The organism is Dendrosporobacter sp. 1207_IL3150 (assembly GCF_036763085.1).
GTDB lineage: Bacteria > Bacillota > Negativicutes > DSM-1736 > Dendrosporobacteraceae > JBAIYU01.
Map to the genome: position 1 here is coordinate 455,273 of NZ_JBAIYU010000010.1, position 15,684 is coordinate 470,956.

At 41.9% G+C, this 15,684-nt stretch carries 12 protein-coding genes; all 12 read right to left on the minus strand.

Features of this window, described 5'->3' with window-relative positions:
- Positions 1 to 81: 81 nt before the first annotated feature.
- Positions 82 to 807, minus strand: a complete 726-nt coding sequence (gene kdsB / locus V6C17_RS05650; protein ID WP_333521574.1) for a 3-deoxy-manno-octulosonate cytidylyltransferase — start codon at positions 805 to 807, stop codon at positions 82 to 84.
- A 122-nt stretch (positions 808 to 929) separates the two neighbouring features.
- The gene (lpxK, locus tag V6C17_RS05655) at positions 930 to 3,398 is read right to left on the minus strand and encodes a tetraacyldisaccharide 4'-kinase (protein ID WP_333521575.1); all 2,469 of its coding nucleotides are present in this window, start codon (positions 3,396 to 3,398) and stop codon (positions 930 to 932) included.
- 155 nt (positions 3,399 to 3,553) lie between these two features.
- Positions 3,554 to 5,281, minus strand: a complete 1,728-nt coding sequence (gene msbA / locus V6C17_RS05660; RefSeq protein WP_333521576.1) for a lipid A export permease/ATP-binding protein MsbA — start codon at positions 5,279 to 5,281, stop codon at positions 3,554 to 3,556.
- Positions 5,268 to 6,428 carry a lipid-A-disaccharide synthase gene (gene lpxB, locus V6C17_RS05665; protein ID WP_333521577.1) on the minus strand — a complete coding sequence of 387 codons (1,161 nt, stop codon included), beginning with the start codon at positions 6,426 to 6,428 and terminating at the stop codon, positions 5,268 to 5,270. The genes msbA and lpxB overlap by 14 nt, the downstream gene beginning before the upstream one ends.
- Positions 6,429 to 6,658: 230 nt before the next feature.
- Positions 6,659 to 7,462, minus strand: coding sequence for an LpxI family protein (locus V6C17_RS05670; protein WP_333521578.1), 804 nt, complete (start codon positions 7,460 to 7,462; stop codon positions 6,659 to 6,661).
- Between the two features lie 36 nt (positions 7,463 to 7,498).
- The gene (gene lpxA / locus V6C17_RS05675) at positions 7,499 to 8,320 is read right to left on the minus strand and encodes an acyl-ACP--UDP-N-acetylglucosamine O-acyltransferase (protein WP_333521964.1); all 822 of its coding nucleotides are present in this window, start codon (positions 8,318 to 8,320) and stop codon (positions 7,499 to 7,501) included.
- Positions 8,321 to 8,910: 590 nt separating this feature from the next.
- A complete protein-coding gene (gene fabZ, locus V6C17_RS05680; protein ID WP_333521579.1) occupies positions 8,911 to 9,333 on the minus strand; it encodes a 3-hydroxyacyl-ACP dehydratase FabZ in 423 nt (140 codons plus the stop codon).
- A gap of 58 nt (positions 9,334 to 9,391) precedes the next feature.
- On the minus strand, positions 9,392 to 10,225 hold the full coding sequence (gene lpxC / locus V6C17_RS05685; RefSeq protein ID WP_333521580.1) for a UDP-3-O-acyl-N-acetylglucosamine deacetylase: 834 nt from the start codon (positions 10,223 to 10,225) through the stop codon (positions 9,392 to 9,394).
- 247 nt (positions 10,226 to 10,472) lie between these two features.
- On the minus strand, positions 10,473 to 11,246 hold the full coding sequence (locus V6C17_RS05690; RefSeq protein ID WP_333521581.1) for an amino acid ABC transporter ATP-binding protein: 774 nt from the start codon (positions 11,244 to 11,246) through the stop codon (positions 10,473 to 10,475).
- Positions 11,247 to 11,426: 180 nt separating this feature from the next.
- Positions 11,427 to 13,796: a hypothetical protein gene (locus tag V6C17_RS05695; protein WP_333521582.1), complete on the minus strand. Its 2,370-nt coding sequence runs from the start codon at positions 13,794 to 13,796 to the stop codon at positions 11,427 to 11,429.
- 243 nt (positions 13,797 to 14,039) lie between these two features.
- Positions 14,040 to 14,900 carry a lysophospholipid acyltransferase family protein gene (locus V6C17_RS05700; protein WP_333521583.1) on the minus strand — a complete coding sequence of 287 codons (861 nt, stop codon included), beginning with the start codon at positions 14,898 to 14,900 and terminating at the stop codon, positions 14,040 to 14,042.
- Between the two features lie 35 nt (positions 14,901 to 14,935).
- On the minus strand, positions 14,936 to 15,562 hold the full coding sequence (locus tag V6C17_RS05705) for a YjbH domain-containing protein (protein WP_333521584.1): 627 nt from the start codon (positions 15,560 to 15,562) through the stop codon (positions 14,936 to 14,938).
- Positions 15,563 to 15,684: the final 122 nt, after the last annotated feature.

The window sequence follows — 15,684 nt, forward strand, 5'->3', positions numbered from 1 at the left end:
TTACTTTCTATGCGATAATATCGCACATGTTTTTACTTGTGGCCACTTTGCGTCCTTTGAGTACAATTTTTTGTTAATAGTTTATTTTTTCAACATTTCATTTACGCGTTCGAGGTCTTCGGGGGTGTCGACGCCGATGGATTTGAAGTCTGTTTTTATGACTTTGATACGATAGCCGTGTTCGAGGGCGCGGAGTTGTTCGAGCGATTCAGTACGTTCTAACGGGGTAGGGCTTAGTTTTGCGTATTTTAGAAGAAAATCACGACGGTAAGCGTAGATTCCTAAATGTTTGTGCACTGGCATCCCGACATCCTTTACACGAGGATAAGGTATTATGGAGCGAGAGAAATATAGTGCATAGCCCTTCAAGTCAGTGATTACTTTTACGGCATTTGGATTATTATGTTCAATTTCTTCCATTTCGGTCATGAGTGTAGCCATTGCTAAATCAGGTGAATCATCAAAAGCACTGGCTAAGTCGTCAATTACTTTTGGTTCGATAAGAGGCTCATCGCCTTGCACATTAATAATAATATCAGCGTCAGGAAAGCTGTTGGCCACTTCAGCCAGCCGATCTGTTCCTGTAGGATGATCGGCTGAAGTCATCATAACTTCGCCGCCGAAAGACTTTACTGCTTGATATACTAGTTCATGATCAGTAGCAACTAAAACAGTTGTAGGACGTTCAGCCTGCTTAGCCCGCTCGTACACATGCTGAATCATCGGCTTGCCCGCGATATCAGCTAGCGGCTTTCCCGGCAGCCTAGTCGATGAATATCTTGCGGGTATTACACAAAGTATGTTCATAAAAACCTCCTGTGGAGATGAGAAGAATTTTTAACCGCAAAGGCGCGAAGGTCACAAAGTGTAATCTTTTTTTCGCAATAATTATTGCGTATGTTTTTTTGCGTCTTTGCGGTCAAACATCATTATTTCATCGTTGCTTTTATTAGTTCCATAAAGTCATCATAGCCTTCTAAGAATTGGACTTCAATTCCAAGTACATAAACAGGCAACTGTCGATCAGAGTGGATAAATTCTGCTGGAATTTTCACTGCGTCCTTTTCGGTTGTCACAAGAGCGTCAGCACCCTTTTCAACTGCACTCTGCATTATGGCGTGCATTTCAGCCATTGTGTAGTCATGATGGTCAGGGAAACGAATGCTGTCAACGACCCTTGGCCCAAGATCTGTTATGGTTTGTTCGAAAGAAGTCGGATTGCCAATCGCTGAAAAGGCAACGAGAGTCTGACCACCGAATGTATCCAAAGAAATGTTTTTATAACGAACTCCCTTATACCATTCGGCTATTTCGATAAAACACTTGGGACTATGAATACTCTCTACAACTAAAGCACTCTTGTTATACAAGGCAATAGTATCCCTAATTACATTTCTAGCTCCATCCGTAGCCTGATCAACCTTAGTTAATAGACATACACTTGCGCGGCTTAGGTTTGAAAGCGGTTCTCTCAGCGTACCTCTTGGCAGCATATAACTGTTTCCGAAAACATTTAAGGCATCAATTAAGACTATATCAAGATCTCTCGCTAATTTCCAATGCTGGTAACCATCATCAAGAATTACAACATCGGCCTTAAGTTCCTGTACTGCATACTCGCCGGAAATAGTACGATCACGTCCGATTACTACAGGAACTCCTGGTAGGTTTTTCGCTAAGAGATAGGCTTCATCTCCGGCCTCAGACACTGACATATAAATTTTTTCACCATCTGATACAAGGCCTACTTCTTCCTTAAAACCAGCCCGATATCCTCGGTTTAGAATAACAACACGATAGCCCATGTCCCTGATTGCAGCAGCAAGCAGTTGTGCAGTAGGAGTCTTACCAGTACCGCCAACCGTTATATTACCCAAACTGATCACCCGACAATTAAGTCTGTGCCGCTTTAGTATCCCTCTTTTATATAGTAAAAGGATTAGTGAAACTCCTGAGCCATATACTAAGGATAAAAAGTACAGTATTTTAAGAGCTGACTTAGCTAGTATTCCTTGTTTATCACCATGGACTAATTTATATAAGTAGGTTTGCATCGCTTCACGCTGGCGGCCGATCTGCTCAAGTTTTCTGCTTTCTTTAGACATATCCCAATTAAGCAGCATTTCCTTAAGCTCAATAGCACTCTGTCTCGATGCTCCCTTGTTCTCATTAATAATAGCTAGTGTTTCATTAGACATAGCCTGGCGCATACTATCATTTTGAAGAATATTTAGCATTTTTTCTGTCAGTTCATCGGCATTATGCACTGTAAGGCAGGCAGAGCGTTCAGAAAACAAAGCATATGTGTCCTTAAAGTTGAACATATGAGGCCCGACAATAATCGGCTTTCCGTGGGCTGCTGGTTCTAAAATATTATGTCCCCCGCGCGCCACTAAACTGCCTCCAACATAGATTATATCACCTAAACTGTATACTTTCCCCAGCTCACCTATCGTGTCAAGTACTACAACATCATGCTCATAATTGCTTTCCTGCTGCAAGACAGTACGCTTAGCGGCCTTAACCTGATATGAATCAGCCATCGTAACAATTTCGTCAGCACGTAGAATTTCACGCGGGGCCAATATCAGTTTAGCTGTTGGAAAGAAGGCTTTTACCTTAACAAATGCAGCAAATACTGCCTCTTCCTCTCCAGGGTGTGTACTTCCTGCAACCACTATCGGCGTATAATCCTTCAAGCCCATGCTGTCACGCAGTAATTGTTTGTCACATTCACTCACATCGGTATAGGTCTGGTCAAACTTTGTGTTTCCTGTTACGACTACCCTTTTAGGGTCTGCTCCTAAACGGATAATATGATCAGCATCAATTTTAGACTGCATACAGAATTTAACTACAGTACCAATCATCGAATTTAATATACTTCGCAGATAATGATACCTTTTGACACTCTTGTCACTGATCCGACCATTTACCATCATAACTGGAATACGATGATTCCGGGCAGCCTTTAAAAAGTTCGGCCACAGCTCGGTTTCAACTGGAAGAAATACTCTTGGCATAATCCTTCTAACTACACTTTCACTAAGCCAAGGCAGATCCAGTGGAAAATAAATTATGCTATCTGCATCTTTTACAATTCGCTTAGCCATTGCATAACCGTTTGAAGTAACCACAGAGACCAGTATTGGTGAATCAGGCATCTCGCGTCGAAATTCTTTAACTATAGGGCTGGCGGCTACAATCTCACCGACAGAGGCCGCGTGAAGCCAAATGCAGCCTTTGTTTGCCACAGGAGCCAGTGCTTCCTCAGGCAATAGACCAAAACTCTGACGCACTCGCTCGGCAAAACCATCCTCGCGAAGCATACGGAAAACAAATACCGGTAATGCCAGTACGACAAGCAGTATTGCGACTATGTTGTATAAAAATTGCATACCGGGTACCTCACATTTCTAAATAGATAAAAATGCAATTTAACCGCAGAGTACGCAGAGGGCGCAGAGTGGATGCTAAAACTATGCGCGATGATATCGCGCTTGAAAACTGTAAGCATCATTTGAGTCCTTTGCATACACTTTTTGTTAAATCGTTAATCCTTTTTATTAAACTGAACTTGATATAATTTGCTGTAAAGTCCACCGAGGGCGAGAAGTTCGGCATGGGTACCACGTTCGACGATTTTGCCGCGTTCCATGACTAATATTAAGTCTGCGCGCAAAACTGTGGAAAGGCGATGAGCTATTACAAAAGAAGTTCGCCCGATCATAAGCTTATCAAGAGCTTCTTGTACAAGCTTTTCACTTTCGGTATCTAGTGCCGAAGTAGCTTCATCGAGTATAAGCACCCGAGGATTTTTTAGAATGGCCCGGGCAATTGAAATACGCTGGCGCTGACCACCTGAAAGTTTCGATCCTCGCTCACCAATCTGGGTTTTGTAGCCATCCGGCATTGCAGTGATAAAGTTATGTGCATTTGCAGATTTAGCAGCAGCAAAGATATCCTCCTCGGCAGCACCTAAATCGCCATATAAAATATTATCATATACTGTACCATTGAATAGAACAGTCTCCTGAGGTACAATACCGATTTGTTTACGTAATGAATCCAGCGTAACATTCTTAACGTCAATACCATCAATACTTACACATCCGTGGGTGGCATCGTAAAAGCGCGGCACAAGATTAGCAATAGTAGTCTTGCCAGCACCACTTGGCCCAACGATAGCAACCATTTGGCCCGCCTTTGCTTCAATCGTGATATTGCTAAGAACTGGTTCCCCCTCTTTATATTCAAAGGTTACATTATTGAAAGCAACATCCCCATTAATCGGCGGCAAGTCAACGGCACCAGGCATATCTTTAATTTCTGGTTCGGTGTCTAGTACAGAAAAAACGCGGTCAGCAGCAGCTAACGCACGCTGGATATTACCGTATACTCGGCTTAAACGCTTTATTGGGTTCGATAGATTGACAGCATAAACCAAAAACGCAATCAGAGCTCCAGAAGTCAAATTGCCATTGATTACTTCCCAGCCGCCATACCAAATAATAAAAGTTACACCAATAGCAGCTAATAACTCAATTATCGGGGTAAGGGTAGCAGTAAGTTGCGCATTTTTCATTTGAGCCCGAAAATTGAAATAGTTTTCTTTACTAAATCGCTCTACTTCATAGTTCTCACGAACAAAGGACTTAACAACACGTACTGCCGAAATTGTTTCTTGCAATACAGATGTAATATCTGCAGCACGTTCTTGCATTACTGTGCTAGTGTTACGCAGTTTCTTACCAAAGATGCGCATTGTATGCGCGACCAATGGTAATGTTATCAAGGTTAATAGCGTGAGTTTCCAGTGTAGAAAAAACATCATTGCAAGTGACCCGATAAGCACAGATGCTTCGCTAACCATCTCGATAACACTTTCAACTAAGGCCCCTTGGAGAGCTGCTACATCATTCGTAATATAACTCATGATCGTACCAGTTTGCCTTTTTTCATAATAAGAAAGCGAAAGGCGCTGCAAATGCTTATATATAGCTTCACGAATGTCTATAATAACACGCTGTCCAATATAAGACATTAGGTAAGTTTGTCCGAAGAAAAAAACTCCGCGCAGCATATAGACCACAACTATACCAAATGCAATTGTATTTAACATTACTACATTTTTTTCAGCCAAAACTTCATCAATTACTTCTTTTATTACCCATGGAACATATAGGTTAGCACTCGCCGCAGCAATTATACAAACAACGGCCAAAGCTAAACGCGGCAAGTAGGGCCGAACATAACTTATCAAGCGTTTATATGTGTTCATTGCTACCTCCAGCTTTGGCACTAGCAACCTCAAGGATTACTTTAGCCACACGCCCTACAGCACCAATATCACCTAACTTTTGACGCACCTCGACTAAATCATTTTTGAGGCGTAACTTTTCTGCTTCGTCAATTAGCGTAGGGATAACTTCTTTGGCGATATTATCAGGATTAGCGTCCCCCTGAAGCAGTTCGGGTATAATTCTCCGTCCAGCCACAATATTAGGCAGGCTAAAATGAGGAATTTTAACCAGAAATTTACCTAGCAAATAGGTTAAAGTTGCAAGTTTATAAATAACAACACAGGGTAAATTCAATATAGCAGCTTCTAGAGTGACAGTCCCTGATGCCGCAATTGCTGTATCAGAAATAGTCATTAAATCATAGGTTCGTTCATTTGTTAATTTCACATTCAATTTGTATTTACCTATAATATCCTGCAGCATTTCCCGGGAAATTGTCGAAGCAATTGGCAGATAAAACTGACAATTGGGCACCTTATCGACAATTTTTTCGCCAGCCTCAAGCATGACTGGGAGTAAGTTAGTGATCTCTTGCTTTCGGCTGCCTGGTAATAACAACACCACCGGATGCTTTGGGTCAGCATCGAAAAATTTATATGCTTCATCTTTCGGCATAGTAGGTTTTACAATGTCCATAAGCGGATGCCCGACAAAAGTTACGTTTGCGCCAGCTTCCCGGTAAACATCAGCCTCAAAAGGAAATATTGCCGCAAGTCGGTCAACAATCTTAGCAACATCCTTAGCCCTGCCTTTACGCCACGCCCATGCTGACGGGCTAATATATGAAACAACTGGAATTCCCAGTTCCTTAGCTTTTTCAGCCAACCGCATATTAAAATCAGGGTAATCTATGACTACTAGCACATCAGGCCGCTCAAAAGCCATTAATTCGACAAGGCTGTCGCGCAGCTTAAATAATCTTGGCAAATTTTTTATTACTTCGACAAAGCCAATCACGCCTAAATCGGCGATATCGTGCACAATCTCCACTCCGGCTGATCGCATAGCTTGTCCGCCCATACCAAGCAGCTTAATATCGGGCTGAATATTTTTCAAGGCAGCAGCTACACTGGCCCCATGCAAATCTCCTGATGCTTCGCCTACAGAAATCATGACTTTGTACATAGTTTGCCTCCAAAATACTAGAATACGACTATGAACCGCAGAGTACGCGGAGGTCGCAGAGGGAACGCAAAGTAATATTTGCGCGATAGTTATCGCGCTAAAAAAGCATTTTACTCTGTGTACTCTGCGTACTCTGCGGTTAAACCGTTTATTTCCACAAATAGATAAAAACGCGAAGACGCTTAGTGACAAAACATCCTCCGCGCCCTTCGCGTCTTATTATTAATTATTTACATGGCAACAATAGTTATTCCATTATCGTCAGCCATTTTAATTACTTTTTCTCTTTCAACCACTAAGGTTTTTCCAGCTTCGATCGCTAGTGCTTTTGCGCCTGCTTCAATCATGGAATGTATTGTATTAATACCGACTGCAGGAACATCAAATCGCATATCCTGGTTAGGTTTAGCTACCTTAGCAACAGTCGCATTGCCGCGGCTAAGCTGTCCGCTGCGACGAATGCAGGAATCTGTTCCTTCAATTGCCTCAACCGCAATCACTGCTAGGTTTTTTACGACAACGGTTTGTCCGATATCTAAGCCACCTATTGCTTTAGCCATTTTAAAGCCAAATTCCATATCGGCCTGTTCTTCTGGCGTAGGTTTGCGGCTTGATAAAACACCAGGCGCTGGCATTAGAGTACGAATCAAGGTTGTTTGGTCAAATACACCAATTCCGTCACTTGCTAATTCCCTGACAAAAGCCAACATTATAGTATCATCACTATTGTCTGTCAGTGCTGCAAACATCTTTCGAATGCGAGCATCTAGCTGTACTGAACCGCTAAACATAAGTTCCTTTGTTACTTTGCCCAGCATAGTAACTTGTTCTACGCCTTCACTTTTTAAAGCGGCGATGACCTTATCAAGTTCGCCAATGCTGATATTATATATTGTATCAGCAGATTCACTTAGCTCAGGGTCTACACCCGGCACTAAGGCCACTGCCGTCACGCTAAAGCCCATGCCGCGAGCGGCACGGGCAAACTCTACTGGCAAACGTCCAATTCCTGCTAATAAACCTATTTTCTTCATGCATATCTCCTCCGGATAATCATATCGCCAGGGCAGTTAATCGTTGGAGTCCCTGCGCCCACGGCAGATACCACGTTCCGCATTGCGGAGAAAACGCAGGAAGTGTTCTACTTCTTCACAAGAATCAACTTCTTGCTCTATCATAGCTATAGCCTGCGCTAAGCTTAGGCCTGAGCGATACAACAGTTTGTAAGCTTTTTTGATTTGACTGCGAGAAGCTGCAACAACTCCGGCACGTGACATTCCCACACTGTTTAGACCGGAAACCTTTGCCGGATGGCCATCAACTATAACATATGGAGGCACATCCTGAACTACTTTAGTAAGTCCGCCAACCATCGCATTGCGGCCAATTTTAACAAATTGGTGAACACCAGATAAGCCACCTATGACTGCTCGGTCTTCAACAACAACGTGGCCAGCTAACGTCGCAGCATTAGACATGATAACATTATTTCCAACTATGCAGTTGTGAGCCACATGAGTATAAGCCTGAAGCATACAGTCAGAACCGATACGGGTTTCTTCACCTTCACCAGTAGCTCGGTTAACTGTAGCGAATTCTCTTATCTTAGTATTGTCACCAATAAATACATAGCTCTTTTCGCCACGGAACTTGAGATCCTGTGGTTCTGATCCAATTGAAGCACCAGGGTAAATAATGCAGTCTTTACCGATACTAGTCCAGCCATCTATAACCGCGTGGGCACCGATTTTTGTTCTATCATCAATAAGAACATGCTCCCCAATTACCGCATATGGACCAATTTCAACATCTTTGCCGATGCGGGCGCCAGGATGCACAACCGCCGTTTCATGTATCTTGCGTAAAGCGATTACAACCTTTTCCGGTTTCATCAGCATATCACTCCTTCTAACAGGTAATCTTAAATTACCCAATACTATATTCTAAATAGTTATACTGTGTTAATTTTATCCGATGACTAATCCGCTCAAATAATCCCATATTCTATAAGCGGGAGTTATACCCAAAGGGCACAGGAAAGCAGCTAAGTCCCTGGATAAATTCGATAAAGGAAACACGGCTTGCGTCGAGCCTTAGCGACAGCGCAAGTCGATGTTGCACTTATCCTGCCTTTAAGAAAGTTATACTTTCTGTTAGGACTAGAAATTCAGATGGGGTTCTACCCGAAGAGCACAGCAACTCCACTAAATTAAGTCTCATTTGATACATCTATTAAATATAGTCCGACTAGTCAGACCAACTATAACAATCATTTTTTCGCCAAAACAAGCCATTTTAAGCAATTAAAATACTTTATCTCAATAATTCAAATAAGTTTGACCACTTTACGGCTTTTTTCAAAGCATGATACCGTTTATGAACCGCGAATGTGCTAAAACGCAAATGTTTACTTCGCGATATGCTCGCGTTGAAAAACTATTCCCTTATCTTCCCTTTGCGTCTTTGCGGTTAATCCTCGTACCTACGACATTGCAAACATTAACTCGCCTTCAGCAACGAGTTGACCATCTACAAAGGCCTCACACCATAGTTTACCCATGCCACCACGAACTTTAACCAATTCTGCAACCATTTTAAGTTGGTCACCTGGTACAACTGGTTTTCTGAATTTAACCCGATCTATGCTGGCGAAAAATGCGACTTTACCGCGATTTTCAGCTGGATAAAGAGCGGTTACTGCTCCTACTTGCGCCATAGCCTCCAAAATCAACACACCTGGCATTACAGGCTGTCCAGGAAAGTGTCCTTGGAAGAAAGGCTCGGTGATCGTAACATTTTTAATACCTACAGCACGCTTCATTGGCTCTAATTCGATGATACGGTCAACAAGCAAAAATGGATAACGATGTGGAATTATTTTTTGTATTTCAGTCGATGATAACATTATTAAATTCAACTCCCTCGCAATTTAGGATCGACCTCTATGCATCTCTCTTGAGATACTAGACCGTCTCTATTATATTAGCTAATATTTTGTTGGCTAGTGCTGTATTTAGCGTATGACCAGATTTAACAGCAATAATATGGCCACGTACGCAGCCAGCAAGTGCTAAATCGCCTATAACGTCTAATATTTTATGCCGTACAAGTTCATCCGAGAACCGAAGCGGCGTTAATACATTTTCAGCATCATATACTACTGCATTCTCGAGGCTGCCGCCAAGCGCTAGCCCCTGTGCTTTTAGTGCTTCAACTTCATGCATAAAGCCGATAGTTCGAGCCGGGGCAATTTCCTTTATAAAAGTTTCTGGCGTTATTTCATAATCGCCAAACTGCACCCCTAATAATGGATGAGAATTAATAGAAGTAAAGGTTATTCTAAGTCCGTTATATGGAAGTATAGTTATAAATTTATCTTCATGCCTTATAGTCTGCTCGGCACTTACCGCTAGTATTTTACGTATAGCGTCCTGCTTTATAATACCAGCTTGTTGGATAAGCTCAACAAAAGGCATCGAGCTTCCATCTGCTACAGGCGGCTCTACTGAATCAATTTCAATAATACAATTATCAACCATCATTGCTGAAAATGCCGCTAGAAGGTGTTCAACTGTAAAAACCTTGGCATTACCTGACTCTAAAGTTGTAGCACGCATTGTAGAGGTTACATTGCTGGCCTTTGCTGCTACCTGCGGTGCACCAGGCAAGTCAACTCGAGCAAATACAATACCGGTATCAATTGGTGCGGGATTAAGCCTGATGGTTACATCCTGTCCGGAATGAAGTCCGATACCGGTATATGTCACCGTCTTGCCTATAGTAGTTTGGTGCTGCATGGAAAATCCTCCTGACATGATAACCTTTGTTTATTCTACAAAATATTCGCTCTTCCTGCAAGGGGGAGTGCTGCTAAATTTTTCATATTGGGGGAGTAGAAGTTTTATTAACCGCAGAGGGCGCAGAGTACACAGAGGGTTTACGAAGTGATTTAGCGCGATATTTATCGCGCATAGACATATTCTTTGTGTCCACTCTGCGCCCTCCGCGTACTCTACGGTTAAAAATTCCTTCTCCACAATGTCACTAGGCAATTCGTTTGCCGGCGAGGGTGAGGGCACTTGTGTTCATTTGGTATTCAATGAGTTCTTTGTACTGCTGACCAATTGAAGATGAAGGTTTAAGGAAAACTTGCGACGGTATGCCTTCTTCAACTATTTTCCCTTTATCCATCAGGACAATACGGTCAGCAACGTGAAGGGCAAAGGAAAGTTCATGGGTTACCACAAGCATAGTACTTGCACGGTATTTGGCCAATTCTTCCATAACTACAAGCACTTCACGCACCAATATAGGATCAAGTGAAGCTGTAGGTTCGTCCCACAGCATAAGTTCAGGTTCAAAAGCTAATGCTCTAGCTATCCCCACCCTCTGCTGCTGGCCTCCTGACATTTCAGTCGGTTTATGGCTACTATGTTTTTCTAAGCCAACCTTTTGAAGAGCCTCACTTGCTTTGGTCTGAGCAATTTCCCTCGGTATACCGCCCATAACTAAGCCAAGCATCACATTCTCTAAAGCAGTAAGTCTGCTAATTAGGTTAAAATGCTGAAATACAAAGCCAATCTTTTTACGAACTTGCATAAGTTCGTCCGTACTTAGCTTGATAACATCAGTATCACCAATAACCACACTACCACGGTCTGGTTCTACTAATCGATTAATGGTTCTAATTGTTGTTGACTTACCACATCCAGAAGGGCCCATTATTACAACGGTCTCACCACGACCTACCTGTAAGTTCAGCTCGTCAATAGCAACCAGGCTGCCAAACTGTTTATATAAGTTCTCAATCTTAAGCATAGGTATCACCTCGTTTCTGGTTTAGGAACTTCAACGGCGGATACACGGAGAGCACGAAGATATAATGGACGGTGATAACCGCGAAAGCGCAAAGGATGCAAAGGGTTACGATCGCGATAACTGTCGCGTTTGTGCTTATTTATTTGCGTTCCCTTTGCGCTTTTGCGCCTAAAAATCAGTCTATTTAAACATTACTTTGCGATTGTTTAATTTTTGCAGTAAGCCTGGGCGACCGCTAGGCACAACTATTTCACGCATAACTTCGTCAAAGGACATCCCTAGAGATTCTCCCGCCATAAGCTCTTCGCCAGATATTGGACTAATTTTATCAGCGTAGTTGGCTACAATTAATCCAAGAACAGCACCAATTAGCGGTACTCCAATCACTGGCAGGTAAGGAATACCACCGCCGCTAATTAAGAACATGGCTGTCAGCATTACTGCACCAACAAGCATGCCATATTGCCGCTCTGAAGATGTAAAAGTAATAGCAACACGAGTTGCTATACCTCGCCAGCCGCTAATCTTAATTTTCGCTTGGGATGCTAAACGCTTACGGCGCATAACAGTCATAACTGCAGTGTGGTCGAGCACTAAGAACAAGATAGTAACAATAACTGCTGCCATTCCCGCTAATATCGCTTTTACCTCGTTTAAGAGTTGATACACTTCACTTCGTGTATTAGGTTCAATCACACCCAGCGAACTTGAGTAAAGTGAAACATTATTATGACCAACCTGCTTGTGAACAACAGGCGTAACCGCCTCAAGGCTGAGTTTACCTGAAGTCAGCACCTGGATACGCTGACCTGGAATAACCTGGCCATCTATAAATTTATCCAAAACTGATACTGAATGGCTTATATCTTCATCTTTCAAATTTGGGGCTGAAGCTGCCATATATTGCAGCTGAGCAGTAATAAGAGGTACATCTAGCTGTTGCAATTTAGCCAGCCTGTCATCTGCACTTGTTAAGTTGCTTCTAGCGCCAGCTGCATCAAAATTTCTTAGTGATGCCAGAGTACTATTACCGCTAGTCACTACATTATCAATCGTATATTTAGCACTGCGAGCATCTGCAGCAATATTGTCCAGTGAACTTAATCCCGATTTTAAGCTGTTTAGGTTATTTTGACTTGCTGTGAGATTATCAATGGCCGTGCCAGCTTCAGGATTAAGCAGTTTGACAACTTGCAGTGTGCTTATTAGCCCCCCCATTGAGCGTGAAGAACTATCAAGCTGATTCTGAATTGAACTAGTGTTAATATTAGCAAGTCCACTTGTGGCTGCTTGTATAGCAGTTCCAGCAGTCTGCATGTTTTTTAGAGTTTGCTCAATTGCTCCAATGCTATTGCTGTAATTATCGAGCGCACCTAAAGCAATTTGACTCATATTTTTAGTGTCTTGGGCAAACCCTGGTATCTGCCCCACTAACTTGGACGTTTCTGTTAAGGCTGAACTGAGCTGCTGGCGAGGACTATGGTAGGTAGCACTGCCAATATACTCCCCAATTAAATTATTAGCTAGCTTATAGCCTTGGTTGTTGGTTAATAGAGAAGAATCACCTTGAGTAATTACTCCCTCCGCTATACCATCAGGACGAACAGCAGTAATTGAAACCAGCACATTCCCACTTATTGGAGCATTCCCAGCAGCAGGCTGAGTAGCTGCTGCACCTTGAAATGCAACAACATCTCCCTTCATGAATTTTGCACCAGCATTTGGCTTAATAGTTACTTGGGAAGCATATGCTGACAAAAACCTTTTTAACTCCATCATGGTACTTACCATATAAGTCATATCATCATTTTTACCATCAATAGATACATTCTGCGCATAATCAGCCTTTAGCTCCGTTTTAATATCCCCTGCGATAGCTTCACCGAGTCGAATAGGGTTAGACGGTTCAGCTCCAACCGGAAAACTGATTTCGATGACTTGGTATTCGTTTAGTATGGCTTTTATTTGCTGATTTACGGATGATGTTTTTTCAAGTGAGGTCATAATTACCCCAACAGAATTACCATCACGGAAAGCGAATTTAACTCCATCCATCTGCATAATTCTTTCGATAAGCATATTTTTGGCGCCTTCCGGTACACCTCGGACATTAAGCTTCGGCTCAGTAAGTACACCGGCTCCAGCACCGCCAGGAATACTTCCGAATATCTTACCCAGATTTTCATAAATTTGTTTAGTTCTATATTGCTCAGGCAGTGCAATAAAGAAATTGGTCTTACCAGTAATTGTAGGACCTTCTTTAAGGCGGGCACCCTGGAAGTTTTCATCGATAATCTTTTGAATCTGAACTGCCGTATCTTCTTTCATTTCTTCACGGGCTTGGATAATTAAGTCATATTCTCCGTAATCGCCGACAAGACTTGCCAAAGTCTTCGAGAAATACGCATTAGCACCATATGATATAGCCCCAGCTGCTATCGAACCAATAAGAATACTAACAATAAGAAGGGTTAATATATCACGGTTAAAGGAATCTTTTAAAACGCTTCTGGTTATTACTTCTTTAACTCTTTTTAGGTATTTAACCACTGCTTTTTCACCCCGTTTCTCAAGGAGACATTATATCACGTATATCACATTTTTGTCTAGTTATATATACTATATTTATATACTCCTAGCGTCTAATCGTATATACTTTTTATAGATTTTATACTAAATCCAATTCCATATCATTAGTAGAACAGATTGACTAAGTAAAAAAATAAGGGTCAGGCATGATAATCACTTGCGATTATCATGCCTGACCCTTATTTTACAAAGTTAATTTTTTAATCACTTATCTGGACGATTTTTCCATAAATTATGAAGCCAAAACCATTCATGGGGGTAGCTTCTTATATGTTTTTCTATAGTTTGAGCAAGATGCTGCGTCATAATTTCAACATCATGGTTTCTATTTTGTGTCGCTTCTATCCAAATTGGTTTATTAAGGTAAATTGTATGTGTTCCATCTTGATTCTCAGTAATGAATGCAACAACTATTGGCGCATTTTTCATTCTAGCTAGAGCAGCGGGGCCTTGAGGTATTCGTGTCGGACGATTAAAAAATTCACTTAAACTACTCTGATTTCCTGCAGTCTGGTCCATTAGTAAACCGATGATTTTGCCTTCTCCGAGCATACGAACCATCTCTCTAACACCAGTCTTGTAGGTAATATGCATACCAGTGAGGGTACGATATTCATTAATAAACTTATCCATTTGCTGATTGGATTGCTTCTTGGCTACACCGACCATCGGGAAGCCATTTAGAGCAAGCGCGCCTCCAAGCAATTCCCAATTGCCGCTGTGAGCTGTCGCTAATACTACTCCTTGCCCATAAGACAGGGCTTCTTCTAAATGTTCTTTTCCTTGGATGCGAACGTGTTTATTAACATCTTTTTTTATATCAGGAAAAGCGAGTATTTCCATGAACATTCTTCCAAATCTGGTAGAACTCAGTTTTGCAAGCCTATACGCATGATTAGCTTCAAGATCTAAACAGGTACGCACATTATTTATTGCAATATTTTTTCTATTTTGAGGTATTATCAGCCAGCAAACTTCACCCACCAGGTTCCCTAAGGTAACCCTAGCGTATCTAGGCATTATACATACAATCTTACTAAGTATTTTTACAAATTGATAAAGCATGTATACCTCCGTTACTTAGCGATATCATACATAAGTTAGTTAGTAAAAGTCACTCCAACATATGTCCGATCATCGCGCCAGCCAGCATCCACCTTAAGCCCAGGGACTATAGATAAGCGGGCCCCATAATTCATTTCACGGCCGTCATATTCTGCAATCAGCGTAGTTGCAGGGAAGGCACTGTCGCCAGTCAGAACACTTATAGGATTTATAGTTTTTTCAATGCCGGCAAATAGACCATCATACCGACCTTTGCCAACCCCTGCATGAATTCTAAAACCAAGCGGTAGTCCCTTACTAGCAACTGCGTAATAAGTGCGATCAGTTTTATCCGCTACATCTTCAATACCAATTGCTAATCCCGGTGAAAGTATTGTTTCGGGGAGCAAGCCGAGCTTGGCATTAAGATATGTCTGATCTTGGTCACCATCATAACGAAAACCTGCCACCCCTATTTCGAAGTTTTTAGCGATACCAGTATTAAAGGTGCCAACGCCACCCTCTTTAAGGTTGTAATAGCCAAGTGAAAACTGGCCTTCATGTAAAACATCAGCTGATGGTGTGCTAATCAATCCAGTAGAACCATTAATTGAAGGTGCTGCTGCTGCTGTAGCAGTTGCCATGAAAGCAGCACAGATAGTTGCAAGCAGAACTTTTTTCATTGTTAAATTCCTCCTTAAAGCATTGTCGAAAATGGTCAGATAATCTCGCTATATATTCAGCATTAAAACTATTATATCCTGCTTTTTTACTCTAGGTAATATATGTAGAAATTTTTTAACCG